Annotated in this window: 25 protein-coding genes and 1 pseudogene; 15 read left to right on the top strand and 11 right to left on the bottom strand. The window is 43.6% G+C overall.

Features of this window, described 5'->3' with window-relative positions:
* Positions 1–24 precede the first annotated feature (24 nt).
* From IE164_RS13425 to IE164_RS13460, 8 genes are all read right to left on the bottom strand, one after another.
* Positions 25–891: a 5-oxoprolinase subunit C family protein gene (locus tag IE164_RS13425; RefSeq protein ID WP_189630735.1), complete on the bottom strand. Its 867-nt coding sequence runs from the start codon at positions 889–891 to the stop codon at positions 25–27.
* Positions 892–907: 16 nt separating this feature from the next.
* Positions 908–1,615 (bottom strand): 5-oxoprolinase subunit PxpB, encoded by a 708-nt coding sequence (gene pxpB / locus IE164_RS13430; RefSeq protein WP_189630736.1) that lies wholly within the window; start codon positions 1,613–1,615, stop codon positions 908–910.
* Positions 1,616–2,371: a 5-oxoprolinase subunit PxpA gene (locus tag IE164_RS13435; RefSeq protein ID WP_189630737.1), complete on the bottom strand. Its 756-nt coding sequence runs from the start codon at positions 2,369–2,371 to the stop codon at positions 1,616–1,618.
* A gap of 146 nt (positions 2,372–2,517) precedes the next feature.
* The gene (locus tag IE164_RS13440; protein WP_189630738.1) at positions 2,518–2,931 is read right to left on the bottom strand and encodes a hypothetical protein; all 414 of its coding nucleotides are present in this window, start codon (positions 2,929–2,931) and stop codon (positions 2,518–2,520) included.
* Between the two features lie 50 nt (positions 2,932–2,981).
* Entirely contained in the window at positions 2,982–3,974 is a 993-nt protein-coding gene (locus IE164_RS13445) for an NAD-dependent epimerase/dehydratase family protein (RefSeq protein WP_189630739.1), read from the bottom strand.
* A gap of 50 nt (positions 3,975–4,024) precedes the next feature.
* Positions 4,025–4,399, bottom strand: a complete 375-nt coding sequence (locus IE164_RS13450; protein ID WP_189630740.1) for a hypothetical protein — start codon at positions 4,397–4,399, stop codon at positions 4,025–4,027.
* An 80-nt stretch (positions 4,400–4,479) separates the two neighbouring features.
* A complete protein-coding gene (locus IE164_RS13455; RefSeq protein ID WP_189630741.1) occupies positions 4,480–5,025 on the bottom strand; it encodes a GNAT family N-acetyltransferase in 546 nt (181 codons plus the stop codon).
* Entirely contained in the window at positions 5,025–6,095 is a 1,071-nt protein-coding gene (locus tag IE164_RS13460; RefSeq protein WP_189630742.1) for a D-alanine--D-alanine ligase family protein, read from the bottom strand. Before IE164_RS13460 ends, IE164_RS13455 begins: the two co-directional genes overlap by 1 nt.
* A 251-nt stretch (positions 6,096–6,346) precedes the next feature.
* Between IE164_RS13460 and IE164_RS13465 the strand changes: the two genes are divergently transcribed.
* From IE164_RS13465 to IE164_RS13480, 4 genes are all read left to right on the top strand, one after another.
* A complete protein-coding gene (locus tag IE164_RS13465; protein WP_229838682.1) occupies positions 6,347–6,988 on the top strand; it encodes a 2OG-Fe(II) oxygenase in 642 nt (213 codons plus the stop codon).
* A gap of 195 nt (positions 6,989–7,183) precedes the next feature.
* Positions 7,184–8,470: an Nramp family divalent metal transporter gene (locus IE164_RS13470; RefSeq protein ID WP_189630744.1), complete on the top strand. Its 1,287-nt coding sequence runs from the start codon at positions 7,184–7,186 to the stop codon at positions 8,468–8,470.
* A 60-nt stretch (positions 8,471–8,530) separates the two neighbouring features.
* Entirely contained in the window at positions 8,531–9,433 is a 903-nt protein-coding gene (locus IE164_RS13475) for an endonuclease/exonuclease/phosphatase family protein (RefSeq protein ID WP_189630745.1), read from the top strand.
* Between the two features lie 160 nt (positions 9,434–9,593).
* Positions 9,594–10,316 (top strand): hypothetical protein, encoded by a 723-nt coding sequence (locus IE164_RS13480; RefSeq protein ID WP_189630746.1) that lies wholly within the window; start codon positions 9,594–9,596, stop codon positions 10,314–10,316.
* A 151-nt stretch (positions 10,317–10,467) separates the two neighbouring features.
* Here IE164_RS13480 and IE164_RS13485 read toward each other — a convergent pair.
* Positions 10,468–10,971 (bottom strand): annotated as a pseudogene (locus IE164_RS13485) (M28 family metallopeptidase); the annotation flags it as partial.
* Between the two features lie 12 nt (positions 10,972–10,983).
* Positions 10,984–11,319 (bottom strand): zinc-binding metallopeptidase family protein, encoded by a 336-nt coding sequence (locus IE164_RS13490; protein WP_189630747.1) that lies wholly within the window; start codon positions 11,317–11,319, stop codon positions 10,984–10,986.
* Between the two features lie 510 nt (positions 11,320–11,829).
* Between IE164_RS13490 and IE164_RS13495 the strand changes: the two genes are divergently transcribed.
* From IE164_RS13495 to aroF, 11 genes are all read left to right on the top strand, one after another.
* Positions 11,830–13,236: an anthranilate synthase component I family protein gene (locus tag IE164_RS13495; protein WP_189630748.1), complete on the top strand. Its 1,407-nt coding sequence runs from the start codon at positions 11,830–11,832 to the stop codon at positions 13,234–13,236.
* A gap of 128 nt (positions 13,237–13,364) precedes the next feature.
* Complete coding sequence (locus IE164_RS13500) at positions 13,365–13,934, top strand: anthranilate synthase component II (RefSeq protein WP_189630749.1); 570 nt, start codon at positions 13,365–13,367, stop codon at positions 13,932–13,934.
* Between the two features lie 25 nt (positions 13,935–13,959).
* Positions 13,960–14,331, top strand: coding sequence for a four helix bundle protein (locus IE164_RS13505; protein ID WP_189630750.1), 372 nt, complete (start codon positions 13,960–13,962; stop codon positions 14,329–14,331).
* A gap of 50 nt (positions 14,332–14,381) precedes the next feature.
* Positions 14,382–15,371, top strand: a complete 990-nt coding sequence (gene trpD, locus IE164_RS13510) for an anthranilate phosphoribosyltransferase (protein WP_189630751.1) — start codon at positions 14,382–14,384, stop codon at positions 15,369–15,371.
* A 64-nt stretch (positions 15,372–15,435) separates the two neighbouring features.
* Entirely contained in the window at positions 15,436–16,239 is an 804-nt protein-coding gene (gene trpC / locus IE164_RS13515; RefSeq protein WP_189630752.1) for an indole-3-glycerol phosphate synthase TrpC, read from the top strand.
* Positions 16,240–16,281: 42 nt separating this feature from the next.
* On the top strand, positions 16,282–16,659 hold the full coding sequence (locus IE164_RS13520) for a four helix bundle protein (protein WP_189630753.1): 378 nt from the start codon (positions 16,282–16,284) through the stop codon (positions 16,657–16,659).
* Between the two features lie 68 nt (positions 16,660–16,727).
* The gene (locus IE164_RS13525; protein WP_229838685.1) at positions 16,728–17,321 is read left to right on the top strand and encodes a phosphoribosylanthranilate isomerase; all 594 of its coding nucleotides are present in this window, start codon (positions 16,728–16,730) and stop codon (positions 17,319–17,321) included.
* 92 nt (positions 17,322–17,413) lie between these two features.
* Positions 17,414–18,595, top strand: coding sequence for a tryptophan synthase subunit beta (gene trpB, locus IE164_RS13530; protein ID WP_189630755.1), 1,182 nt, complete (start codon positions 17,414–17,416; stop codon positions 18,593–18,595).
* A 265-nt stretch (positions 18,596–18,860) separates the two neighbouring features.
* Positions 18,861–19,634 carry a tryptophan synthase subunit alpha gene (trpA, locus tag IE164_RS13535; RefSeq protein ID WP_189630829.1) on the top strand — a complete coding sequence of 258 codons (774 nt, stop codon included), beginning with the start codon at positions 18,861–18,863 and terminating at the stop codon, positions 19,632–19,634.
* Positions 19,618–20,172 (top strand): hypothetical protein, encoded by a 555-nt coding sequence (locus tag IE164_RS13540; RefSeq protein WP_189630756.1) that lies wholly within the window; start codon positions 19,618–19,620, stop codon positions 20,170–20,172. The genes trpA and IE164_RS13540 overlap by 17 nt, the downstream gene beginning before the upstream one ends.
* Positions 20,173–20,209: 37 nt before the next feature.
* Positions 20,210–21,223, top strand: a complete 1,014-nt coding sequence (gene aroF, locus IE164_RS13545) for a 3-deoxy-7-phosphoheptulonate synthase (protein ID WP_189630757.1) — start codon at positions 20,210–20,212, stop codon at positions 21,221–21,223.
* 162 nt (positions 21,224–21,385) lie between these two features.
* On the opposite strand, the gene IE164_RS13550 is transcribed toward aroF, so the two are convergent.
* Positions 21,386–21,925 (bottom strand): acyl-CoA thioesterase, encoded by a 540-nt coding sequence (locus tag IE164_RS13550; protein WP_189630758.1) that lies wholly within the window; start codon positions 21,923–21,925, stop codon positions 21,386–21,388.
* Between the last annotated feature and the right edge of the window lie 115 nt (positions 21,926–22,040).

Consider the following 22,040-nt stretch of genomic DNA (forward strand, 5'->3'; position numbering starts at 1 on the left):
CGGACGGAGATCGCCTTTTCGCATTTACAGATCTGGTAAACCTACCAACATAAATTTCACCTCATCTCCTGCCTTCATCTGTCCCACAATAGACAAGTCTTCTTCTATAACATTGGCAAGTCTAGGGTACCCTCCGGTTGTTTGGGCATCGGCAGTGAGTATTATAGGCTGGCCCGACTTGGTGATTTGTACCGTGCCGGGCACTATTCCTGACGATATTTCCTCTCTCAGGGTTGAATAGTTTTCCAGCGTTCCGTTTAGCCGATAGCCCATTCGGTTGGAGTCGGGACTAACCGTAAAAACAGACTCGAAAAATGACTGAATCTGTTCAATGCCAAATTGTTCGAATTCGGGGCCTGTAACCACGCGTAATACATAGCATGAAGAGAAGACCGGCCTGAGGTGTTCAGGATATATGCGCTGAGGAATAAAGTTGGGGGTGGATACTTCGATACACTGCAGAGCTTTCAGTGGCTTTGGAATACCCTCTACTGAGCTCAGATTAGAAACGGCACTATGGCTGTTCAGCCAAAGCTCTGTTTGCCATTGACCTCTCACGGCCAGATAGGTTCTACATCCTAATCTTGACTGGTGAAGTATGAGGTGGTCGTTGTTTTTTATGTCTATAGTTTCGTAGCGTCTTATACTTTTGCCATTCAATTCAGCTGCCATATCGGCTCCGGTCAAAGCAATTTGCCCAGTTCCTTCAAATCGTATTTCAGGGCCGATTTGTGTGATTTCAAGTGTGGGGTAGTGGTGTGGGTTACCTACCAGTTCGTTGGCTATCTTATGAGATTCTTTGTCCATGGCCCCGCTAAATGGGATGCCGGCATCTTGAAAGCCTATGCGGCCCAGATCCTGAATGGAGGTATAAAGCCCGGGTTTTTCCATATGTATTTTCAAGCACTCAGGCATACTCAATTTCGGTCTCATAAATTCCCGTATCAACTTTAATGGCAATCAGTTTAAACTCATCCGGGCTAATGGGCCTGAATTGAACCTCGTCACCTGCAAATACCAAATTAGGTTGTGGTCTTGCCGGGTCGAACATGTTGAGTGGAGTTCTTCCGATAATTTGCCAGCCTCCGGGAGCAGTTACCGGGTAAATACCGGTTTGTAAGCCGGCCAGCCCGACAGATCCTTTGGCCACTGATTTTCTGGGTGTTTTTTTTCGGGGGCAGTGGAGTGCATCGGGCAATGTGCCCAAATAGCTGAACCCGGCTACAAAGCCAAGCATAAATACCCGGAAAGTAGTTTGGGAGTGCAGCTCAATGATTTTCTCCGAACTGAGGCCTGTGTGCTTAGCAACCTCCTCCATATCGGGTGCGAAGCTGGGCGAGTAGCACACCGGAATGGTAATTTTCCTTGACTCGGTTTCCGCTAAATCATCGGTATGCTCGCAGAGTGTCTTTACGTGTTCAGTGGCTTGGGCAATGGTGAATTTGGTTCGGTCGAACCCGACAGTCAGGCTGCAATAGGCTGGTGTCAGGAAGGTAAACTCACCACTACTTTTTAATTTTCTGTAAAAACGAACTATTCGTTCATTCACCACCGGGTCTATGGTGTTTTCAAGGCTAACCAAAAGGGCACTTTCTCCGAAGGGTCTGATTTTCATCTAAAAGTGCATTTTGTTAATACCGTTTTCCTTTAAAATGTGTGTGATGTGTTTGAGTATATCAACAGCCTTAGGGTTGTCTCCATGAATACAGAAACTCTGGGCTTCAATGCTAACTTCCTGACCGTTTAAGGTGCGTGCTTTTCGATACAGGGCAATGGATAGTATCTGGTCTGCGGCTTTGTAGGTATCGGTCAATACAGCATTTTCAAGGTTTCGAGATCTTAATTCACCGTTGAGCTCGTACTGTCTGTCGGCAAAGGCTTCGGCAACAAAAACCAGATCTTCCTCCTGAGCAATATCTTTTATATGACTACCGGCCAATCCCATTATTTTAAGGTTTCTGTCTATGCTCTTAATGGCTTGTATAACCCACCGGGCAGTTTCTTTGTTTCTGGCCATCTGGTTGTAGAGGGCTCCGTGCGGTTTTACATAGGCCAAAGAGTGTCCTTTGCTCTCTACAAGGCCTTTGAGGGCAGCCACCTGAAATTTGATTGAAGCGGATAGCTCTTCTTTAGGCATGGGAATCACTCTTCTGCCAAAACCCTGAAGGTCCGGGTAGCCCGGATGTGCCCCTATTTGCACACCGTGGGCAATGGCCAGATCTATGGTTTTTTCAATGTGGTAGGGGTCTCCTGCATGAGCTCCGCAGGCAATATTGCACGAGGTAATGTATGGGAAAATGGCTGCATCGTTTCCAACGATGTAGTTGCCAAAACTTTCTCCCATATCACAGTTGATATCGACCGATGTCATAGCCCAAATTTATATCAAGATAAAGGGAGTTAGGCATAAAGTCTAACCCGAGCAGGGAAAAGAGGGTAATGCCGTCTCAATGAGGAGCTTTAAAAACGGTGCCTAGCAGGGACGGTCAGTAGTAAGATTCTGTTTGTGTGGCCTGTTTAGGGTTGATCGAAAGGTCCGCTTAGGGGAGTTACATGGCAGCAGTCGTGACCTACCAGAAAGTCGGTTTCCAAAATGATTGTGTTATTCTTCACTCCAAAAAATCGTACTACGGTTCCCTTGCGCTTTATTTCGGAAATGGCAGCATCCGTAATTACCAGGTATTGGCCTTCATGCAATGGCAGTTGATTACTGCCATGCAGGTAAATGTTTCCGTTGTCTAAGTTCTTTACATAATAATCGTCCAATAGTATTGGCTGGTTATTGGTTTTTGGGCTATAGGTATAGTGCCGAAACTCTTCGGTGCAAAGCAAGTTGACCGGGCAATCGTCAAAACTTGCAGGGTTGTCAACTTCGCAAGCTACCAGCGTTGCAAAGGCAATTATATATATACTGTAAAAGAGCTTTTTCATAGAAATGCCATTTAACCTACTAGACAAGGTTTGGCACTTCAAAGTTGGAATCACTTGCGGATGTACCCGTGTTTTTCGAACCAAATAAAGGCTCTGTCTATGGCATCTCTCATGCTCAGTTCCGGACTATAATCTAACTCCACTTTGGCTTTGGAACCATCGAGAGGCTGGCCTCCTGCCAATACGGCAATTGCTGTGGAGCTTAGTTTTGGTGCTTCTCCGCGAAACAGGGCGTAGCGCGTTTCTTGTAGTCTGGCAATTAACCTGGCCATGGAGAGGGGTATGGTTTTTTTCAAAGGAGGCACATTGGCTCTTTCGCAGATGGCTTCTACCAGGCTATCCATATCGGTATTTTCTCCGGTGATTAGATAGCGTTCACCCACTCTTCCTTTCTCTAAGGCATAAAGCAATCCTCTTCCGGCATCGCGAGCGGCTACTACGTTCCGTTTGCCCCTGATGTAGGCTTTCAGGTTTTGGTTAGCGATTTCTACAATTAGCCGTCCGGTAGTGGGTGCAAAGTCATATTCTCCAAAGGTCATGGATGGAATACCAATAACCAGAGGTAGGCCATCTTTGGCCGCATCGCGAGCCATATCGTCCATTAGCCATCTTACCTGCACATAGGGTGCTGCTGCTTCGGGAATTTTATCGAAAGATTCTTCTTCATTGGCCAGGCCATCTATTACTTTGGGTAGAACGGCCGCCCCTCCTACATACAAAGCCCTTTTCACTTTGGCCATTTCAATGGCATCGAGAAAGAACTTCATTTGCAACCGTGCCGTTTTAAGCTCCTGTGCCAATGGTTTTGGAGTGGTAGGGTAGTAGGCCGCGCAGTTCACAACCGCATCGAGCCCCTCAAAGGCTTTTATTAAACTACCTCTGTCGTTAAGATCGGCCACCCTCGATTCGAACCTCAGATCGATTACCTTGTTCAGGTCGGTGTTTTGCCGGTGGATAAGCACTAATTCATATTGCCTGATTTGTGCTTCAATGGCCACGTGGTGACCTAACATGCCGGTGCCTCCGAGAATACCTATTTTCATAAGGAAGATGGTTACTAATTGCTCAACAAGCCAAACAGGCTTTGGTTCAATTAGTCTTCGTCATCCTCCTCCTCATCTGCATCGTCATAAGGGTCATCGTCTTCGTCATCCATATCGTCCAGGTCTTCGTTATGCTTTTCGGCATATTCTACACGGATGTCGTCTTTGAGGTTGCCATCTTCATCGTAGTCGTCATCATCTTCAATGATTTGCTGAGCTTCCTCAATGGTCATTCGAACGAGGTAATACTTTTCTTCGGTTTCAAAAGGCAGGGCAGAAACTCTTTTGCCTTCTTTGTTGGTGAAGTAAATCAGATTGTCTTCAAAACCTTCAGGATATTCGAGCTTGATTTGCTCTTGAATATCTTTATCCAACTTCTCAAAATCTTTAATTACGCGGGGTTTTGATGGACTGGGTGAACTCATAGTTTAATGCAAATTTTGAGGCAATTTCAATCTTCTTCTGAAAAAGTCAATAACTGGGTAATAAATTAATGTGATTTTTTTCAGTATCCTGCTCCCAATAAGTCTATATCTGTCTGTAAACCATTGAATTGACTTGGGTAAATCATGATGTAAGGATCCCAAAAGGGGTTTTGTTCAGGGGTTTCGGAGGTGGAGTTGTAAATTCGATTTTCTATGGTTCGGCAATTGAGCTGATGGTAGAAGCCTGGTACTCCTGTTTGAAACAGGCAGAGTGGAAACTCTCCCTGGTCAATTCGTTCGAAGGCTGCTCTCACCAGTAGGGCGCCAAGACCTTGTCCTCTATATTCAGTATTTACACACACAGCACCAAGGCCGAGAACAACAAGCTGTGAGTTGTTCACCCCAATTTTTCGGGGAAAGGACTCGGCATAACCAATAAGCTGTTGATTGTGCCAGATAAAATGACAGGTTTTGTCCGGGTTGCGAGCCATAAAGTCTTGAATTCGGCTTTCGGAGGTGTATGTGCCGGGTTTTGTTGTTGGCCAGGTAGCATCGGTAAGCTCATTGGCTTTTGCCATGTGCTCTTTAATAACCTGTGTGATGTGTTGAGAAACTACCTGAAACATTATTTTACCTCTCTTGCCATTACATTTAAAGCCGCGTCTTTTTCGTGTTTGTTCAAGGCTAGTTCAATAAGCAGATCCAGCAATTCGGCATAACCTATACCCGTAGCCTCCCACATTTTCGGGTACATACTAATATTGGTAAAGCCGGGTAGCGTGTTAATTTCATTGATAAGTATTTCGCCCGCACTGGTCACAAAAAAGTCTACCCGGGCCAGACCATGACAGCCCATTACCTGATAAGCTTTTACGGCTGTTTCCCTGACAATTTCTATTTGTTCATCGGTTATAGACGCAGGTATTTGTGTACTTGAGGCATTGGAGTCTACATATTTCGATTCAAAATCATAAAACTCCGTGTTGGTAATGATTTCTCCGGGCAGGGAGGCTTTGGGTTCTTCGTTGCCCAAAACAGAGCATTCCACCTCTTTGCCCACAATTTGTTGCTCTATTAATACTTTGTGGTCGTAGGAGAGCGCAACCTTCAATTTTTCCTTGTATTCTGTGGCTGAATTAATTTTGAATACGCCCACAGAAGAACCCAGATTAGCGGGCTTTATAAAAACAGGAAGACCCAACTCGGCCTCTACGGTCTCAAAAGTTGGGATATGTTGGGGGCTAGCCATAAGATATGGGGCCACGTGTATGCCGGCATCTCTGAGCAACCGTTTGGTTACATCCTTGTCCATACATGCAGCTGCATCGAGTACATCGCACCCCACAAAGGCAAGGTCTACCATTTTAAAAAGCCCCTGTATTGTTCCGTCTTCACCAAACAAGCCGTGGAGTACCGGAAAGGCCACGTCAAGAGTAGTAATAAGCTCTCCATTTTCTACAGCTATGAGTCGGGCTTTGGGAGACCCGGGCACCAGAACCACCTCTCTGCCCGCTTGCTTATCGTCTATTTCTGTTTCTTGAATTAAATACCAATGCCCTGAAGTATCGATTTTTATAATGAAAAGAGAGTATTGGCTTCTATCTAAATGTTTAAGAATGCTTTTGGCTGAGAGTATTGATATTTCGTGTTCGGTAGATTTACCGCCAAAAACGATAGCTAAGTTATGTGTAGGCATGGATTTAAAATAAAAATTTGATTAAGCGAATCCGAATGACCTTTGATATCACAAGTTGCTACTACAGAAGGCCTTGATCAATTATTTTAAGGTCTATTACCCCTTAATAACCGTCTGCTTGCTTTCTCGCACCTTATGCTCAGTGGTCTGTTTCCGAATCGGCATTCAAGTAAGGTAAGAACGCACAAATTTCACATGCTTATAAAGGATTAATTAAAAAGTTCTTTTCAAATTTGTTTTGATTTTCTGGCTTGCTCAACAGGTTGCAAAACGTACAAGATGATCAGTGGGTTGACTGGGTTGATTCACTGGCAGACAACGACTATGTTGTTATAGATGATTTTCTGGATGACTCCCTGTATAGGGCGGTGCGTTCGTTCTTTCTTAAAAAGCTGGGGCACGATGAGTTTGACCCGGCCGGAATTGGAGCTTTGGCCGATCACCACCTGGATAAAAGCCGGAGGGGAGACCATGTATACTGGCTCGATTCGAGTGTGGATTTGGAGCTGACTGATGTGTTCGTAGTGATCAGAGAGTTGATCGATAAGCTTAACCGGTACTGCTACCTTGGTATTGCTGATTTTGAATCCCATCTGGCCTATTACCCGAAAGGCACTTTTTATGAGAAGCATGTAGACCAGTTTAAGGGTCGGAATAATCGGCTCATCTCAATGATTATTTACCTGAATGAAGGCTGGAAGCCCGGTGATGGAGGAGAACTGAAGTTGTATCTGGGGAATGAAGAAAAGCTGATTGAGCCATTGGCCAAACGTATAGTATTGTTCAAAAGTGATGTGCTTCCGCATGAAGTAATGACCACGCATGTTGGCCGATACAGTCTTACCGGTTGGCTTCTTAAGAATCCGGCAGATTTGGGTTTCCTCTTAGGTTAATCTCCTTTTTCACTCTGAGTTTAGCAAAGGGCCTTATCGGTACAAGACCGGCAGAGAGGTTCCGGCCTCGTTTACTAAGATAGGTGGGGGAGACTATATTTAGTGGCGATGGTGCCTTCAGCATGGTTCTCTGAAAGTATCGGTGGGGTGCTAGTTTCAGGAAAACGGATTTATTCAGAATTACTATCTTCCGAAATGAAGTCTAGATTCTGGAACTACATTTTTTGGCTCATTATTGCTGCTGCTTTTATAGGCCCAGGAACGGTAACAACTGCAGCTTCTGCCGGAGCAGGCCATGGATTACAGTTGCTCTGGGCTCTTCTTTTTTCTACCCTTGCCTGCATGGTGGTACAAGAGGCTGCGGCTCGCGTAGCCATTGTGTCCGGTAGGAGCCTCGGGCAAGCTATATTGGCCAGATATTCCAATGTTACTTTCGTATGGTTTATTGGTATCTCCATTTTTTTGGGGTGTTTGGCCTATGAGGCCGGCAATATGCTGGGAGCCATATCAGGGTTGGCATTGCTCAATCTGGCCATACCGCAGTGGGTATTTACTTCCATCATAGCGGTGAGCTCTTTTCTGCTTCTTTATTTTGAAAAAACCCGTTTAGTGCCTCAGCTGCTGGGCGCTATGGTAGCCATTATGGGTATTGGGCTTTTTTATGCAGCTCTTAGCGTACCTGCCGATTGGTCCGGGCTGGCCTTCGGTCTTTTTGCGCCACAACTTCCGGAGGGTTCTACTTTGCTTGTGTTGGGGTTAATTGGCACTACCATAGTACCATATAATATTTTTCTGGGCTCCGGTTTGGCCGAAGGTAAAGAGTTACGTTCGGTAAGGTCAGGACTTGTTTTTTCCATTGCCTTGGGAGGTTTGGTCTCTATGGCTGTGTTGGTGGTAGGGACGAGTATTTCCGGAGATTTTAGCTTTGAAAGGCTGTATGAACAGCTGGTGGCTCAGCACGGCCAAATTATGGGTTATGTTTTTGCCTTCGGTCTTTTTGGTGCTGGTTTTACCTCTACCATTACTGCTGCACTAGCCGGGGCTCTAACCATAAAGAGTGTGCACAAGGCCGGAGCAGGTTGGACAGAAAAGACAGGGAAGTTTAAAGCCTTGTGGGCTACTATCATTGTGGTTGGTTTTGCTTTTGGAGTTTCCGGGGTTAAACCTATACCGGTGATTATTGCCGCTCAGGCGGCTAACGGTCTCATTTTACCGGTACTAACGTTTGCCTTATGCGTGCTTTGCAATGGTAAAACTATGGGGAGCTATACGAACAGTTTCTGGCTCAACACGGCTATGTTTATAACCCTATTTGTCACTTCAATAATTGGGCTGATCAATGTATTCAAGGCCTTTCATACCATGTTCCAGGAGAGTTTTAGCTTTTCTGGAATTAACCAATGGATCATTATTGGTCTGTCTGCCGCGGTATTGCTGTTCACCTACTTTCAGGTAAGGAAGGAAAGAAAGCTTAACATTTAGTTGACGTTAAAATTAAAGACAAAACTGGCGCGGCTGGGAAGGAGCCAGTAAATTTGGCGTATGCAAAATAAATTCTGGCTTTTTGGCCTTTTGGTATTCATTCTATCTGCTTGTGGAGGAGATAGCTCAGACCCGACTCCAACCCCCGATCCGGAACCGGAAGTCATCGATTTTAGCAGTTGCCTGACCAATGTTTCTGATCAAACTCTGGAGGTGGTAACATGGAACGTAGAAAATTTCCCTACACTGGCCACTACGGTAGATATGGTGGAAATGATTATTGAGCAGTTTGATGCCGATATTATTGCCCTGCAGGAAATCAGATCGGTTGCAGATTTCAATAATCTGGTAGCGGAAATGACTGGTTGGTCAGGTCATGTAGAACATGTAAGCGGAAGCTCACAACGGTTGGCCTTTTTGTATAAAGACAGCGAAATAACCGTGATTGACCAACCAAGAAATCTCTACCCTGAAGACACAGAAGATTATGATAATGCCTTTACTTCCGTAAGAAGACCTCTTTATGTAAAGGTTGAACATAGCAGTGGCATGCAGGTAGACCTAATCAATGTCCACTTGAAGTGCTGCAGTGGTTCGGAAGATCGTAGAAGAAGAGCCTCGGTACTCATTAAGGAATACATTGATGAAAACCTGCCCAATAATAATGTAATCTTTTTGGGTGATTTTAACGATGAAATTGTGGATCAGCAAGACAATGTTTTTCAGAACTTTATAGATGATGCAGACAACTATTTGTTTGCTACCATGTCCATAGCCAATGGGCCTTCCAGCCACTGGTCTTATCCGTCCTGGCCCAGTCAAATCGATCAGATTTTAATTTCCAATGAGCTTTTTGATAATGAAATACTTACTCAAACCATTCGGCTAGACGAGTGTTATGCCGATTATGAGAACAAGGTGTCTGACCATAGACCAGTGTTGATTAAGCTGTCGACCAATTAAACTTTTTATAGATAATAGTGTAGCAGGCCTGGAGTAGTTTCTCCAGGCCTGTTTTGTTTATGCCTGTTTGTATTTGTTTTATCCACCTCTTGGTGAAGTATTTCAAATCTGGCACAGGAATTGGTAAATGAGTTTTCGTCAAAAACTCAAAATATCAATCATGAAAAAAAGTTTTCTATTTCTAATGCTCCTGTTGCTTGCAACAGGCCTTGCAAAAGCCCAACAATTTGTAGAACCTTTTGCCGATTTTTGGAGCGAAAAAGAGTGTTATCTGGTGACCACCAATGGAGATACTCTGCTGGGTACCATGAGAAGCATGACTAATGAACGGGGTTATATAACCCGGTTGAGCATGCAAGATAGCCAGGGGGTTATCCACAAATTCAGAGCAGCACAAGTACAACGTTTTGCTGTAAAGCCCGGAGCACTTGCTAAGCTTTCTACCATCAATGAGAAAGGAACTTCCGTTCGGCACATTGCTAAAACAGATTATAACGATATCCTGGATCGGGATTGGATTATCTTCGATCAGCAGTCTATGCCCAGAACTAAACAGCGTGTGGCTTTGCTCCAATTGCTTAACCCCGAAACGGATGAACACATCAAGGTATATGATCACATGAACGGATCTAAGTCTATGCCAATAAGGATTTTGGGTATTCCTATTGTGGGAGGAGAGGAGAGAACTTATTGGGTAGTTAAAGACGATGCCGACCCGGTGATAGTGAGGAAAGCGCGATTTAAGAAAGCCTTTAAAGAGTTGTTTGCCGATGAACCGATGTTGGTCGCTTCAGCTAAACGCAAACCTAAGTTCAAAGACTTCGCTCAGTATATAAGCTTCTACAACCAGTTAAAATCTGGTGAGCTCAGTGCTAAAAAATAGAGGATACGTTGTCTCAAAAGCTACGGTTCTCGTCATTCCCAGCTTGACTGGGAATCCCTATCAGTCTTTGGAGTCATTATAAGGAGATTTCCTCCCGGTTTATCGGGTACGGAGTCGGGAATGACGGTTAGCTTTTGAGACAGCCTCTTTTTTATCTCATTATATCCTCAAAAACCTTCTTTACATATTCGGTAATGAAGGAGAGGTATTCGAAATTGACCGTTTCATAGGTGTCGGTAGAGCGATGATAGTGCGGGGTGGTGTCTCCATTTTTGTACTCTTCTGTAATACCGGTTGCCGCAAAACCTAGCTGTCTGAATGACCTGTGGTCTGTGGAGGTGACATCCGAAATTTGAATAGGAAAGGTATAGTTAAATTCTCCAGCCACCTTTGTATACTGATCCAAAATGTGTTCAGCCGGAACCTCAAGCTCAATACCTCTGTCTCCATCTTCGTCCCAGCCCAGTTGGTCGATGGTATGGACAGAAATTACATTCAGTTTTTCTTCGAGTAACTTTTTTGCATACGCCTTGCTGCCTATAAGTCCTCGCTCTTCTTCATCGAAGAAAACGATCTTAAGGTTGTAGTTTCTAGTTTCCAATGAAGCCACATGTTTGGCTACGGAATAGGCTAATGCTACTCCGGTAGCATTGTCATTAGCACCCGGTCAGTCCTTTACACTATCGTAATGAGCACCTATAACAATCCACCGATCGGTTTGGGATGTGGCGAAAATAGTACCAACCACATTGTTTCCTGTAGGGCTGTAGTTATCAATTTCCGATTCATCACAGAATTCGCCAATCAGACCTTTCAAGTACTCGGCCGTAATTTTTCGCGATTCTTGTGTATACCTGTCTTTGAGCTGTACATTGGCCCTAATGGGTTTGTGGCCCGTAAGTCTGGCCAGCAATTCTTTCTGTTCGTTGAGTGCACTTTGTTGACCAAAAGAGGCCAGAGGAATAAGAACCAATAGTAATAAGCTGAGCGATGTTCTAATCATGGTATAGGTTGTTTGTCTAAAGATATGGCTTCACAGGCAAGCCGTGAGTACAGACTGAAGATTTTTTGAGAATTCTATGGTGAACTGGTTTTGAAAAGTTCTTTGAGAGCATCTGTGTGTTTTTTGTCAGGTGAATACTCCATTCGTATCAAATTCTTAAAATTCTATTTGCATTCAAAAATTCCTTTTCTAGTTTTGGCACCATAATGAAAAGAACAAACAGAAATAACGCTTGGTGGTGGCACGTAACGGAACTCCGGTAACGTGAACTAAGTGCTATTTCTAAAAAATAAAGAAAGCCCGCAGTTCATGCGGGCTTTTTTCGTTTACAGGCCTCAGAGTCCCTTGCCTGAGACTTTGAGGTTGAAACAGAATACCCCATCAGAGTTTCCCGAAGAGGACTCTGATGAGAAGCCCCTAAATCGCCTAAAGGGGACTTTTGGAGATGAGATTAAATGGCCGCACTCTCCCGATGCTCGGGAAGGGCTGAGGGTTAAATGACATAAGAGAATGAACAAAATTAAACTCAATACTACCTACAAAAAGCTACTGGCCGATACGGTAACGCCAGTAAGCATTTACCTGAAGCTACGCGATAAATACCAGAATGCCATTCTGCTGGAAAGCTCTGACTATCATGGAGATGATAACAGTTTCTCTTACATTTGCTGTGAACCTATTGCCAGGTTAATGGTAAAGGACTCTAAGTTCGAAATGAGCTTGCCCGGTCATTCAGAGCACGGTAAGGTTGAAGGCAATCAGGTGGCAGCTAAGCTCTCGGAATTTGCCGCTTCATTCGAGCCAGACTCCAGCGAATTTAAGTTTATTAACAACGGACTCTTTGGTTATATCGGATACGATGCGGTTCAGTATTTCGAACAGATTCCGGTGACCGAAGGAAAGACCGATGAATACGAAATTCCCGACTTGCTCTATCATGTCTATCGCTATGTCATTGCCATAGACCATTTTAAAAATGAGCTTTACCTTTTCGAACATTCACCGGAAGGCACGGAGCCAAAAGGTATTCAGTCTATCGAGACTTTGGTGAACAATAAGAACTATCCGTCTTATGAGTTTGCTCCACAGTCAGAAGAAGTTTCTAATTATACTGATGAAGAATTCCTCTCGATTATAGACGAAGGCATGAAGCATTGTTTCCGTGGCGATGTGTTTCAAATTGTGCTTTCCAGAAGATTTCAGAGTCGGTTTAAGGGAGATGAGTTCAACGTGTATCGTGCGTTGAGGTCAGTGAATCCTTCACCATACTTATTCTATTTCGACTTTGGAAGCTTCAAAATCTTTGGTTCATCGCCAGAAGCTCAGTTGGTGATTAAAGACCGTAAGGCAACAATCCACCCAATTGCAGGGACTTTTAAACGTACTGGAAATGATGAGGCAGATGCTGAACTGGCCAAGAAGCTTCATGCCGATCCGAAAGAAAATTCTGAGCACGTGATGCTAGTCGACTTGGCCAGAAATGACCTGAGCAGAGCTGGTTCAAATGTTCAGGTAGATACTTACAAAGAGATTCAATACTACTCGCACGTAATTCATCTGGTTTCCAAAGTAACGGGAACTTTGTCAGACGATATGCAATCGACCCAGATGGTGGCGGGTACTTTCCCTGCCGGAACCTTGAGTGGAGCGCCAAAAGTTCGGGCCATGCAGCTCATCAATACCAATGAAAAAACGAGGCGAGGCTATTATGGTGGGGCCATCGGTTTTATGGGCTTTAACGGAGATTTCAATCACGCCATTATGATCCGTTCATTCCTGACCAAGAACAACACTTTGTTTTATCAGGCTGGTGCCGGAGTAGTAGCCAAATCGAATAGAGAATCAGAATTACAAGAAGTAAATAATAAACTGGCTGCCTTGAGAAAGGCCATTGAGCTGGCGAAAGAAATTCGCTAGTTATCAGTATATCAGAAATAAGTAAAAAGTAGACATGCGCACATTTAAAGAATTGGAAGCTTGGAGACAGGCAAAACCTTAAGCCCCTGATAACTGATATACTGATCCACTGATCACTTATAAAGACAATGAAAATACTCATACTAGATAACTACGATTCATTCACCTATAACCTGGTGCATTACCTGAGAGAGCTTGGGTATGGAGCGGAGATGGATGTTTTTCGCAACGATCAGATTGCTCTGGAAGCAGTCGATGAATACGATAAAATACTCTTGTCGCCTGGCCCGGGTATTCCGGAGGAAGCAGGCATTCTTCTGCCATTGATCAAACAATATGGTAGTAAGAAAAGCATACTAGGCGTTTGTTTGGGGCATCAGGCAATTGCTGAGTCTTATGGTGCTAAGCTTTACAATATGCCACAAGTATTGCATGGGGTGTCCAGCCAAGTGCGGGTGCTAGATAAACAAGACAGACTGTTCAAGGAGATTCCGGAGAGCTACACCATTTGCCATTACCATAGCTGGAATGTAGACAAAGCCAATTTAGGCCAGGAAATTAAGGTGACTGCCGAAGATGAATTCGGGGAAATCATGGCCATCAGTCATAAAGAATATGATGTGAAAGGCGTGCAGTTTCATCCGGAGTCTATTATGACGGAGTATGGGCATCAGTTGCTGCGCAACTGGATGGAGTAAGCAGTTATCAGTAAACAGTAGGCACATGAGAACATTTAAAGAGTTGGAGGTTTGGAAGCAAACTAGAGAATTAAGAAAGGAAATTGCTCAATTGGTGAAGAGGTTTCCAACGGATGAAAAATATAAACTAACCGATCAAATGATTAGGGCAGCTAGGTCAGTCACAGCAAACATTGCAGAAGGTTATGGACGGTTTCATTATCAGGAGAACATTCAATTCTGTAGAATTTCCAGAGGTTCCTTAACGGAGCTTCAAGATCATCTTACGGTTGCTGTCGATGAGGGGTATATTGATGAGAGTGAGGAGAAATTGTTTGACATCAGGATAGAGGAGTGCATTCGAATTCTCAATGGTTACATCAACTACCTGTTGAAATCCAAACTGACTAAACTCTAATTACTGATTAACTGATCTACTGATAACCGATCACTGTTCAACTAATAACAATGAAAGAAATACTAAATCAACTCATAGAATACAAGTCGCTGGATAAGCAAACCGCTAAGGAGATACTCATCAATCTGGCGCAGGGTAAATACAACCAAAGTCAGGTAGCGGCATTCCTCACGGTTTACCTCATGCGAAGCATTACTGTAGAGGAACTTGAGGGTTTCCGCGATGCAATGCTCGATTTATGTGTTCCAATAGAAATTCCTGAATATGATGCCATAGACCTTTGCGGAACAGGTGGAGACGGAAAGAATACCTTCAATATTTCCACCTTGTCTTCCTTTATTGTAGCGGGAGCAGGGCAAAATGTGGCTAAGCATGGTAACAATGGAGTTTCATCGGTTTCGGGTTCGTCTAATCTAATGGCGTACTTTGGTTATGAGTTCACTAACGACCTTGGCAAGTTGAGAAAGAGTCTGGATGAATGCGGGTTGTGTTTCTTACACGCGCCTTTGTTTCACCCAGCTATGAAGAATGTAGCACCCATCAGAAGAGATTTAGGGGTGAAAACCTTCTTCAATATGTTGGGGCCGATGGTAAATCCATCCTTCCCTAAAAAGCAGTTGGTAGGGGTGTTCAGCCTAGAGCTGGCCAGACTTTACGGTTACTTATATCAGAAAACCGACAAACACTTTGTGATTCTTCATGCAATGGATGGTTATGATGAAATCTCACTGACCGGAGCATTCAAGAAGATCACCAACGACAAGGAAGAAATCGTAAATCCTGAAGAAATGGGGCTTCAAACCATACAACCCGAGGCTATTTTTGGTGGGGAAACCGTTGAAGAGTCGGCTAAAATATTTGAAAACATATTAAAAGGAGAGGGTACAAAACCACAGAATGAAGTGGTCATTGCCAACGCAGCTATGGCTATTCAGTGTGGAAAAGGAGTTACTACTGATGATGCACTAGGCATGGCTCGTGAATCGCTCGAAAGCGGAAAAGCATTGAAAACATTCAAGAAAATTTTAGAAATCAGTTAATCAGAAAATAGAAAACGGGAGCTTGAAAACTGATTTCTGTTTTCTGGTCACCCGATAACCAAATATGGATATACTACAAAAAATCATCGCGCATAAGCACAAGGAAGTAGAGGAGAGAAGGTCGCTTTACACAGAGAAACTGTTGGAACAAAGCATCTACTTTGAGGGCAAACCAATATCACTGAAGAAGTATTTGTTGCGAGAAGACAAGTCGGGCATTATTGCCGAGTTCAAGCGTCAGTCGCCCTCTAAAGGGGTGATTAACGCTCATGCTCCTGTAGAAAGAACAACCATCGGCTATATGCAGGCTGGTGCTTCGGCATTATCGGTGTTGACCGACTCTGAGTTCTTTGGAGGAAGCAGCGAAGACCTGAGCACAGCCAGAAAATTCAACTTTTGTCCGGTACTTAGGAAAGACTTTATCATTGATGAGTATCAGATTGTGGAGGCAAAATCTATCGGTGCCGATGCCATTTTGCTTATCGCATCGGCTTTAGAACCTAGAAGATTGAAGGAGTTGGCGGCATTCGCCAAGAGTTTTGGTTTAGAAGTGCTGATGGAAGTTCACAATCAGGAAGAATTGGAAAACAACCTGAATGAACATCTGGATGTAGTGGGTGTGAATAACAGGAACCTGAAAACCTTCGAAGTATCCATTGATATTAGTAAGCAATTGGCCCCAATGATCCCGAATGATTTCGTGAAAATCTCAGAAAGTGGCATTAGCGATCCTGCTACTATCATGGACTTAAGAACTCACGGTTTCCAAGGCTTCTTGATTGGGGAAACATTTATGAAAGCGGGAAGGCCGGAAAGAGCCGCAGCGGAATTCATCGATTCTCTAAATCGTAAATTGGTTAATGGTTAATACGTTAATCGTTGAATAGGGGAAATAGTAAATACACACAAAATGGATGTAAGAAGCTTTATGGATTTAGATTGCTGGAAGGTGGCTAGAGAGTTTAGAAATAGAATATCAATGTTAGCAAAGTCTTTTCCAGTGGAAGAAAAGTACGGTTTAACCAGCCAGATAAAACGGTCTTCACGCTCTGTGACGGCTAATATTGCAGAAGGGTATGGTAGATTTCATCATCAAGAGAACATACAGTTCTGTAGAATGTCAAGAGGGTCATTGACTGAAACCCTTGATCATTTAACTGTGGCTTTAGATGAGAAATATATTTCTGAGGATCAATTCTTTGACTTTAAAACAGAACTAGAGAGGTGTCTAAAGGTTCTAAACGGTTACATCAATTACCTCCGAAAGCTTAAGTCTAGCACAAAATGATGCCTAGTATTAAACGATTAACCAATAACTAATAACGATTAACCAAAATGAAACTCAAAGTGTGCGGCATGAGAGAACCTCACAACATCCAACAGCTGTTGGAGTTGGAGCCTGATTTCATGGGTTTTATTTTCTTCGAGCGTTCCAAGCGATTTGCACCTGATCTGGATAAAGAACTGTTGCTAGGGTTTCCTGAAACCACAAAAAAAGTGGGTGTTTTCGTCAATGCACCAATTCAACAGGTAAAGGAAAAAGTTAGGCAGTACAAACTCGATTATGTTCAGTTGCATGGTGACGAGTCGGTTGAGTATGTGGGAGAGCTTTTCGCCATTGGTATCAAGGTAATTAAAGTGCTTTCAGTGGGTGAGGAGTTTGATTTCGACCAACTGAAACCATATAAGGGATTGGTAGACTTCTTCCTTTTCGATACGAAAGGGAAAGAACGAGGAGGTAATGGTGTGGTATTCAATTGGGAGGTTTTAAATAACTATCCCTATGATGTGCCTTACTTGTTAAGTGGAGGAATCGATCTGGAAAATGTGAAAGATATAGCCGGCTTGAAAGTTCAACCTTATGCGATAGATGTGAACTCCAAGTTTGAGCTAAAGCCAGGTTTGAAGGATATAGAGCAAGTGAAAATGCTCAAGGAGATTTTAAAATAGAACGTCACTGCGAGGCACGAAGCAGTGTCCTCAAATGGATAAGGAAATTGCCACGGTCGTACCTCCCTCGCAGTGACGTAATAAAATAGATTATGAAAATAAAAGTAGACGAGCGAGGGTATTACGGCAATTTCGGAGGGGCATACATCCCCGAAATGCTATACCCGAATGTGGAAGAGTTAAGAGATAACTACGAAGCCATCACTTCAGATCCGGACTTTAAGAAACAGTTCGATCAGTTATTGAAAGACTATGTGGGCAGGCCAACTCCGCTTTATCTGGCGGAAAGGCTTTCTGAGCATTATGGTGCCAAAATATATCTCAAACGAGAGGACCTTTGCCATACCGGTGCTCATAAAGTGAACAATACCATCGGGCAAATTCTACTCGCTCAGCGATTGGGCAAGAAGAAGATCATTGCCGAAACAGGAGCAGGACAACATGGCGTGGCCACAGCCACGGTTTGTGCCCTGATGGGAGTTGAGTGCATCGTATATATGGGTGAGGTAGATATGGCGCGTCAAAAGCCAAATGTGGAGCGCATGCGTATTCTGGGAGCGGAGGTTCGTCCTGCAACCAGCGGAAGCAAAACACTCAAAGATGCCACTAATGAAGCCATGCGTCATTGGATCAACAACCCAACCGATACGCACTACATCATCGGTTCTGTAGTTGGGCCACACCCTTATCCAGAAATGGTTGCCAGATTTCAGTCGGTTATTAGTGCAGAAATCAGAACCCAGTTGAAGGAGAAAGAGGGCACTGAATTACCAAACTACGTAGTCGCTTGTGTAGGCGGTGGTAGCAATGCTGCAGGCGCTTTCTACAACTATTATGACGAAGAAGAGGTGGCCTTAGTAGCCGTTGAAGCAGCGGGTTTGGGTAATACCACTGGTAAAAGTGCTGCTACGACTACGCTGGGTAAGCCGGGCATTTTGCACGGAAGTAAAACGCTTCTCATGCAGACAGAAGATGGTCAGGTTGTTGAGCCTTATTCAATCTCTGCCGGTCTGGATTATCCGGGAATTGGTCCCGTGCATGCGCATCTTTTCGAAACGGGTAGAGGAACTTTCTACAGTGTAACCGATGAAGAAGCCATGAAAGCAGGTATTCAACTCAGCCGACTGGAGGGAATTATTCCAGCTATTGAATCGGCCCATGCCTTTGCAGCGTTGAATCAGATGTCATTGAAGCCTGATGATCTGGTAGTTATCAACCTGTCAGGAAGAGGAGACAAGGACCTGGAGACATATATTAAATGGGGGAAGTATTAAACGAGTACTAAGTATTGAGTACAGAGTACTGAGACAGCCTAGTGAATTTATTTGGTTTTGTGAACACCATTGGCTCCTTCTCTATTTGGAGAAGGCGGGGAATGAGGCCAAATAAAAAATATTCACAAAACAAATGAATGAACTGAGTTAGAGAATAGACTAAATAAAGAACGTCACCCTGAACTTGTTTCAGGGTCTGCAAATTAGAAGATGCTGAAACAAGTTCAGCATGACGAATCAAAAAGAGATAGTGAGCAAAGCAGAAATGAATCGAATAGAAAAACTTTTTCAGACCAAGCCTAACCGCGTGCTGAATGTGTACTTCACGGCTGGTTACCCTAAGCTGGATGATACGGTGAGCATACTCAAGGCTCTGGAGGCATCTGGTGCTGACCTGATCGAAATAGGCATTCCGTTTTCCGATCCTGTAGCCGATGGACCAACCATTCAGGCCAGTAATGATGTAGCGCTGAACAATGGAATGACCCTAAAACTCCTGATGGAGCAACTGAAAGACGTTCGCCAGAAAGTGAGTGTACCGATTGTGCTGATGGGTTATATCAACCCGATAGTGCAATATGGAATCGAGCGCTTTTGTGAAGACTGTGCCGCACGTGGAATAGATGGACTCATTTTACCTGACTTGCCCATGTTTGAGTATCTGGAAGTGTACAAACCTATCTTTGAAAAGAATGGCCTGCTGAACACCTTCCTCATCACTCCACAGACTTCAGAAGCCCGGATCAGAGAGATTGATAACAACACCAGCGGATTCATTTACATGGTTTCATCTGCCAGTACAACTGGGGCCAAAACAGGCATTTCAGAAGAACAGGAAGCTTATTTCAAACGAGTAAATAGCATGGGATTGAAAAACCCGCGATTGATAGGCTTCGGCATTTCCAATAAAGAAACCTTCGACAAAGCCTGTAAAAATGCCAATGGAGCCATTATCGGTAGTGCGTTTATTAAGGTGCTGGGGCAGGAAGGAGATATGGAAGCCAACATTAATGAATTCGTCAATGGAGTTATTCGTTAATCGTTATTGGTTAATATCACTTCTAGTATTGCCAGTTTTAGGTGCTTGTTCAGACTCTCAAATCATTGATTATGGTGAGTTCGAGATTGAGGTGCCTCTCGATTGGAAGACTGTATCAATACAAGGTATTGATAGTGACGTAGGAGGGCTGATTACTTCTGAAGGTGATACTTTAATATATGACTTAGGTTGGTATACTTTTGATCCTGAAGAAGAAGACGTTGAATTTCAATATAACCTTGTGTATTTGGAGGGTCTGAAGGCTAATGAAGAAGTCGATATTGATTCCTTATACGAAAGAAGGATCGATATAAAGCATTCTTATGAAACGGCAGAAATTGATTGCTTTAAAGCCAAATTAGTTATGCCATTAGATAGTCTTGGGCTTTTCACTGGAGTGTTCATTGATAGCTTGAGTGTTTCTGATGGAGGTGTAACCAAGTTTGGTTTTTATGGAACTGACTTGGATAAGAGGATTCAACAAGAGTTTATTTCAGCTATAAGAAGCATTTCTTTTAAAAATTTCTGTAAAAAGTAGACGATCAACGATCAGCCAATAACGAATAACCAAAATCATGATTATACAATTCGAACAAGACATAAACGAGAGCCAGAAAGAAGCGATCATTAACCGCATCAAAGGCCTTAAATACAAGCCAACGGAAGTGAAAACCCAAAAGGGAACGTACCTGATTGGTATTGGCAAGAAGAATTTCGATATCCGATCCATTGGTTCAATGGATGGAATTAAGGACATCCACATTGTTTCGGATGATTATAAACTCGTTTCGAAAAAATGGAAGGTCAATCATACGACCATTGATTTAGGTGGAGGAGTAAAGATTGAAGAAGGTGGTTTTCAGATTATGGCCGGACCTTGCTCCATTGAGGGCGAAGACCAGATCAGAAAAACCATTGCTCACCTCAAGGAAAATGGTATTTCCATCATGCGTGGAGGAGTCTACAAGCCAAGAAGTTCGCCCTACTCGTTCCGTGGTATGGGCATTGACGGCCTGAAACTATGGTATGAACTAGCCAAAGAAGCCGGAATCAAGATTGTGACTGAGGTAATGCAGGTTTCACAAATCGAGGAAATGGATCCTTATGTCGATATCTACCAGGTTGGAGCAAGGAATACCCAGAACTTCAACTTGTTGGATGAATTAGGCAAGAACACCGACAAGCCTGTGATGATCAAGCGAGGTATTTCAGGAACCATCGATGAGCTTTTGTATTCTGCCGAATATGTGTTCTCAGCAGGCAATGAGCGCCTTTTACTTTGCGAAAGAGGTATCAGGACCTACGAGAAAGCTACGCGAAATACAATGGATTTGAATGCGATTGCTGTACTCAAGGAAAAAACCCATTTGCCTGTAATTGCCGATCCATCGCACGGAATCGGTATTCGTGATTTTGTGGAGCCAATCGCTTTAGCCAGCATTATGGCCGGAGCCGATGGAGTAATCTACGAAACCCATGAAAAACCAGAAGAAGCCTATTCAGACGGTCAACAGACCTTGAACTTCCCAGAGTCAGCCAAGCTGATTGATAGGATGAAAAAGACTTTTGCTTTGAGGGAGAGTTTTTGAAAACTGGTATTGAGCCTGCCTGCCGGTAGGCAGGTATTGCGTAGAGCGTATTGAGACTATTTCGGAACGTCACCCTGAACCAGTTTGCCGACAGGCAGGCTTGTTTCAGGGTCTTTTTAATGGTAGATGCTGAAATAAATTCAGCATGACGAAGTAATACTTTTATAGCTCAATTCGAGCATTATGCTCTTTAATCAGCTCTAAATATTCGTCTGCCACAAACTCTTCAGGGGTGAAGCTCTGAACTCTTTTCTTGGACTGTTCTTGTCGGGTTATGCTTCGGGCAAAGCGCCTGATTCCATCAAGATCATTAAGAATTAGTCCTGGAACTTCAACGTTTTTACCGTCCCCTCCTTTAGCTACCATGGTAAAGTAAGAAGAGTTGCAATGCTTAGTCACTCCAGTTTGGATGTTTTCCGATTCAACCCGAACACCCACTACCATAGAGGTGCGACCCGTGTAATTGATCGATGCCTTTAAGGTAACCAGTTCACCTACTTCAATGGGGTTTAGGAAATCTACCCGGTTCACAGAGGCAGTTACACAATAATGCTCTGAATGCTTAGAAGCACAGGCAAAAGCCACCTGGTCCATTAGATTGAGAATGTAGCCTCCGTGAATTTTACCACTGAAATTGGAGTGGGAGGGAAGCATTAATTGAGAAAGTGTGATTTGCGATTCGGAGATGGTTTTAAAAGACATAGAATGGTTCAAAGTTTAATGTTTAACCTGAGTTTGATGTAAGTAAGTAGTAAAATATCCCCTCTTAGGACGTCATTGCGGAATTTTTCTATGAAAACTTCACATACGCAAAGGA

Origin of the sequence: Roseivirga thermotolerans, from assembly GCF_014653175.1 — a bacterium.
GTDB classification, from domain to species: Bacteria; Bacteroidota; Bacteroidia; order Cytophagales; family Cyclobacteriaceae; genus Roseivirga; species Roseivirga thermotolerans.

What these genes read in the sequence shown, in the direction of transcription:
- IE164_RS13550 (WP_189630758.1), bottom strand. Translation starts at nt 21,925, where the DNA reads ATGTCTTTTAAAACCATCTCCGAATCGCAAATCACACTTTCTCAATTA.
- IE164_RS13490 (WP_189630747.1), bottom strand. Translation starts at nt 11,319, where the DNA reads ATGATTAGAACATCGCTCAGCTTATTACTATTGGTTCTTATTCCTCTG.
- IE164_RS13440 (WP_189630738.1), bottom strand. Translation starts at nt 2,931, where the DNA reads ATGAAAAAGCTCTTTTACAGTATATATATAATTGCCTTTGCAACGCTG.
- IE164_RS13505 (WP_189630750.1), top strand. Translation starts at nt 13,960, where the DNA reads ATGAGAACATTTAAAGAGTTGGAGGTTTGGAAGCAAACTAGAGAATTA.
- IE164_RS13460 (WP_189630742.1), bottom strand. Translation starts at nt 6,095, where the DNA reads ATGCCTACACATAACTTAGCTATCGTTTTTGGCGGTAAATCTACCGAA.
- IE164_RS13495 (WP_189630748.1), top strand. Translation starts at nt 11,830, where the DNA reads ATGAACAAAATTAAACTCAATACTACCTACAAAAAGCTACTGGCCGAT.
- IE164_RS13500 (WP_189630749.1), top strand. Translation starts at nt 13,365, where the DNA reads ATGAAAATACTCATACTAGATAACTACGATTCATTCACCTATAACCTG.
- IE164_RS13435 (WP_189630737.1), bottom strand. Translation starts at nt 2,371, where the DNA reads ATGACATCGGTCGATATCAACTGTGATATGGGAGAAAGTTTTGGCAAC.
- aroF (WP_189630757.1), top strand. Translation starts at nt 20,210, where the DNA reads ATGATTATACAATTCGAACAAGACATAAACGAGAGCCAGAAAGAAGCG.
- IE164_RS13520 (WP_189630753.1), top strand. Translation starts at nt 16,282, where the DNA reads ATGGATGTAAGAAGCTTTATGGATTTAGATTGCTGGAAGGTGGCTAGA.
- IE164_RS13455 (WP_189630741.1), bottom strand. Translation starts at nt 5,025, where the DNA reads ATGTTTCAGGTAGTTTCTCAACACATCACACAGGTTATTAAAGAGCAC.
- IE164_RS13470 (WP_189630744.1), top strand. Translation starts at nt 7,184, where the DNA reads ATGAAGTCTAGATTCTGGAACTACATTTTTTGGCTCATTATTGCTGCT.
- trpB (WP_189630755.1), top strand. Translation starts at nt 17,414, where the DNA reads ATGAAAATAAAAGTAGACGAGCGAGGGTATTACGGCAATTTCGGAGGG.
- IE164_RS13425 (WP_189630735.1), bottom strand. Translation starts at nt 891, where the DNA reads ATGGAAAAACCCGGGCTTTATACCTCCATTCAGGATCTGGGCCGCATA.
- IE164_RS13540 (WP_189630756.1), top strand. Translation starts at nt 19,618, where the DNA reads ATGGAGTTATTCGTTAATCGTTATTGGTTAATATCACTTCTAGTATTG.
- IE164_RS13445 (WP_189630739.1), bottom strand. Translation starts at nt 3,974, where the DNA reads ATGAAAATAGGTATTCTCGGAGGCACCGGCATGTTAGGTCACCACGTG.
- IE164_RS13480 (WP_189630746.1), top strand. Translation starts at nt 9,594, where the DNA reads ATGAAAAAAAGTTTTCTATTTCTAATGCTCCTGTTGCTTGCAACAGGC.
- IE164_RS13475 (WP_189630745.1), top strand. Translation starts at nt 8,531, where the DNA reads ATGCAAAATAAATTCTGGCTTTTTGGCCTTTTGGTATTCATTCTATCT.
- trpD (WP_189630751.1), top strand. Translation starts at nt 14,382, where the DNA reads ATGAAAGAAATACTAAATCAACTCATAGAATACAAGTCGCTGGATAAG.
- pxpB (WP_189630736.1), bottom strand. Translation starts at nt 1,615, where the DNA reads ATGAAAATCAGACCCTTCGGAGAAAGTGCCCTTTTGGTTAGCCTTGAA.
- trpC (WP_189630752.1), top strand. Translation starts at nt 15,436, where the DNA reads ATGGATATACTACAAAAAATCATCGCGCATAAGCACAAGGAAGTAGAG.
- IE164_RS13450 (WP_189630740.1), bottom strand. Translation starts at nt 4,399, where the DNA reads ATGAGTTCACCCAGTCCATCAAAACCCCGCGTAATTAAAGATTTTGAG.
- trpA (WP_189630829.1), top strand. Translation starts at nt 18,861, where the DNA reads ATGAATCGAATAGAAAAACTTTTTCAGACCAAGCCTAACCGCGTGCTG.
- IE164_RS13525 (WP_229838685.1), top strand. Translation starts at nt 16,728, where the DNA reads ATGAGAGAACCTCACAACATCCAACAGCTGTTGGAGTTGGAGCCTGAT.